At 60.0% G+C, this 2,921-nt stretch carries 6 protein-coding genes; all 6 read left to right on the top strand.

All coding sequences use genetic code 11. The features are described from left to right. Positions 1–556: 556 nt before the first annotated feature. Complete coding sequence (locus tag EH240_RS36605; protein WP_125007192.1) at positions 557–820, top strand: hypothetical protein; 264 nt, start codon at positions 557–559, stop codon at positions 818–820. Then, a complete protein-coding gene (locus EH240_RS39555) occupies positions 817–1,182 on the top strand; it encodes a hypothetical protein (RefSeq protein ID WP_125007191.1) in 366 nt (121 codons plus the stop codon). Before EH240_RS36605 ends, EH240_RS39555 begins: the two co-directional genes overlap by 4 nt. A 102-nt stretch (positions 1,183–1,284) precedes the next feature. Beyond that, positions 1,285–1,467, top strand: coding sequence for a hypothetical protein (locus EH240_RS36595; protein WP_342634131.1), 183 nt, complete (start codon positions 1,285–1,287; stop codon positions 1,465–1,467). 55 nt (positions 1,468–1,522) lie between these two features. Then, complete coding sequence (locus EH240_RS36590) at positions 1,523–1,846, top strand: hypothetical protein (protein WP_125007190.1); 324 nt, start codon at positions 1,523–1,525, stop codon at positions 1,844–1,846. Continuing rightward, positions 1,843–2,106, top strand: a complete 264-nt coding sequence (locus tag EH240_RS36585) for a DUF1488 family protein (RefSeq protein ID WP_125007189.1) — start codon at positions 1,843–1,845, stop codon at positions 2,104–2,106. Before EH240_RS36590 ends, EH240_RS36585 begins: the two co-directional genes overlap by 4 nt. A gap of 13 nt (positions 2,107–2,119) precedes the next feature. After that, a partial coding sequence (locus EH240_RS36580) for a transglutaminase-like domain-containing protein (RefSeq protein WP_148101173.1) occupies positions 2,120–2,921 on the top strand: 802 nt, incomplete at its 3' end.

Here is a 2,921-nt window from a genome sequence, read left to right as displayed (position 1 = left end):
AGATCGCCTTCGGCGCGTCGGATGACGACGCGGTCGTGGAGTGGCCGGAATTTCATTGGGTTCTTTCCGCAGCCGACGCATAGGGGCAACTGCAACCCCTACATAGTGCCGTTGGCACTCGAATGATAGGAGTGCTAAAACTATTTTGCAGACTTCAAAAAATACAAATCCGCTCACGCTGCCCGGGCACGTCGGGCGAAAAAGAAAATTCATTCGTGTTCGGGAAGTTATTTTACAGAGATATGCCGTTCTGTAGGGTCTAAGAATAAATAAATATGCCGATGGCCTTGTTAAAACACCAATCGAGGCGCATATGTAAAACACGTTGATTTGGCCGTTTTGGCTTTCGCGGTGTCAGAGACTACGACCCGCCATTCACCACCGAATTCTCGATAGCGAATGCACAAGCGCCGATCCGGCGCGCATCTCGCTCTGTTCGAACCTGGGGCGAAGCCCAGTGCTGACCACGGATGTACTGGCAGTCGCGGGATCGTTCCGGTTCGGATGGGAATGAGGCAGGAAGTGCATCCGCGTCTCTCCTGCGGAGACCCTTATCATGACCACACGCACCACGCAGACGGTCGTCCGATTTTCGTCCGCATTCCTGTTGCCCGGCTTCGATGCCCCGCAGCCGGCTGGAGAATACCGTGTCGACCAAGACGAAGAGTCAATCGACAGCTTATCCCGGCTTGCCTGGCGACGCGTCGCCGCCTTCATCCACCTGCCGGCGATCGCCATGCAGGTTCCAACGCAGCAGATGGTGCCGATCAATCCGGCGGACCTCGATGCCGCACTCGAAAAGGATCATGAATTGTCATGACAGCAACGAGCTTTTCACACCGCAGCCGGGCGCTTCCGCGCGATACCGCAACGCATCGCTTTGCAGTGGGCCAGGCTGTCCGCCTGAAGAGCGGCTTCGGGAGACCGGCTTTGCCCGGGGACGTCTATCACATCACCGGCACGCTGCCGCCGCGGGGAGATTCACCTCAATACCGCATCCGCAACGACGACGAACGTCATGAGCGGGTGACGACGCAGGACAGTCTCGAGCCGGTCGGCATGTGGCCGGCAGGCGACGGCGAAACCCTCATCGAAAGGACGTTCGGCCATGGCCAAGGGACAAAAACGCAGCAATCGCGAGATCAGAAAGCCGAAGCAGGAAAAGGCTCAGCCCAAGCCTGAAAGCACGTTCGGCAACCAGATCAAGCTCGCCGCGACCGCCAACGTCCCGCGCGGCAAGGGCTGAGAGCAGCACGCTGTGACGAGACGGGAGCGCGGGCATCAATGAAGATCGTAATCGATTTTTACCGCACCCGGGACGTTGAAGATGCACATGCGGTCGTCGCCCGCGAGACCGCGGAGGCTGCCGATCTTGATGACGCGATCGAGATTGCACGGCAGCTTTCGCGGACCTCGACATGCCGCAGCAACCGGACGCGGTGGCGATCACCGACGCAAAGGGATTGACACTCTATTCAGGGCCCATCCACGCCGAAGCAGCCAATGAAGAAAGGCTACAATAATGAACCCCAACAACGACACCGAGCCGGTACGCAATGCCATCGCGCTAGGCGCCTGGGAGAATGAAGGCGGAGCACCCGGTCGAGACTCCATGGACCATCAATACGGCCGCCGCATCGAAACGGATCGCTCCTGGACCGTCTACCACGTCTTCACCGGTGTTCCAGCCCAAGCAGACGGCCAGATCATGACCGGCCTCAGCCGATCGGCAGCAACCGACGGCATGGTGTCGCTGAATCGTCGTGAACGACGCCACCGAGATCAGGGTAGCCTGATGGCACGCGTCCAACTTGCACGATGTTCAGTAGAGGAATGCCGACGGTGACCCTCGAATTTCCCAACAAGAGCCGCAGCTTCGACGAAGTGCGCAATGCTGTCCGCTTCATCGGCCATGACGGCATGTTCGAGGTGCCGTTCTTCGTCGAGACCGCCGCGCTGGCACAGCCCGGCAGGACGCAGCTGTCCGAAGCGGATCTCCTCACGGCTTTCGATGCAGCGCGCAACTCGATCCACGATGTCGCGCGGGAAGCCTACTCTCATGGACGCCGCACCTCCTATGTGCTGACGGCCGTCGATTTCCGCTAGGCGGGAGCTCTCGATGCTAATCCGCTACGGTTATGAGATCACACTGACCTGCCAGCAGCCGACCGCATTGGTATGTCTCCTGTCGGTCCACGAAGATCGTGCGGCCGACATCAGGGTTCCGGAAACGACATTCACCGCCCCCGACGTTCCGGTATCGACCTACCGCGATCTCTTCGGCAACCGATGTCGCCGGCTGGTCGCGCCGGCCGGCGACCTGACGATGTGGGGCGATGCGACGATCGAGGATGACGGCAAGTTGGACAGGGTGCTGCCCAACGCACGGGAACTCGCGGTGCCGGAATTGCCGGACGACTGTCTCGTCTACCTCATGGGCAGCCGCTATTGCGAAACCGACCGTCTCAGCCAGATTGCGTGGGACCTGTTCGGCACGATCCCGCCCGGGTGGGGTCGCGTGCAGGCGATCTGCGACTTCGTCCACAACCACATACGCTTCGACTACATGCAGGCCCGGTCGACTCGGACAGCTTTCGAGACATTCAACGAACGCGTCGGCGTCTGTCGGGACTTCGCGCATCTCGCGGTGACCTTTTGCCGCTGCCTTAACATCCCCGCCCGCTACATCAACGGTCATCTCGGTGACATCGGCGTCCCGGTCGTCGATCCGATGGACTTCAGCGCTTGGATAGAGGTATCCCTCGATGGCGAATGGCATACGTTCGATCCGCGCAACAACACGCCGCGAATCGGCAGGATAGTCGTCGCGCGAGGCCGAGATGCGGCCGACATACCGCTCATCAATTCCTTCGGCCCGCACGTCCTGAAGGCGTTTCGAGTTTGGACTTATGAAGTGGTGC

Source organism: Mesorhizobium tamadayense (assembly GCF_003863365.1).
Classification (GTDB): Bacteria; Pseudomonadota; Alphaproteobacteria; order Rhizobiales; family Rhizobiaceae; genus Mesorhizobium; species Mesorhizobium tamadayense.
Note: the sequence above shows the minus strand (reverse complement) of the source record. Positions and strands in the feature narration are given on the sequence as shown.

Coding starts and splice junctions, on each gene's coding strand:
- EH240_RS36605 (WP_125007192.1), top strand. CDS start 557: ATGACCACACGCACCACGCAGACGGTCGTCCGATTTTCGTCCGCATTC.
- EH240_RS39555 (WP_125007191.1), top strand. CDS start 817: ATGACAGCAACGAGCTTTTCACACCGCAGCCGGGCGCTTCCGCGCGAT.
- EH240_RS36595 (WP_342634131.1), top strand. CDS start 1,285: ATGAAGATCGTAATCGATTTTTACCGCACCCGGGACGTTGAAGATGCA.
- EH240_RS36590 (WP_125007190.1), top strand. CDS start 1,523: ATGAACCCCAACAACGACACCGAGCCGGTACGCAATGCCATCGCGCTA.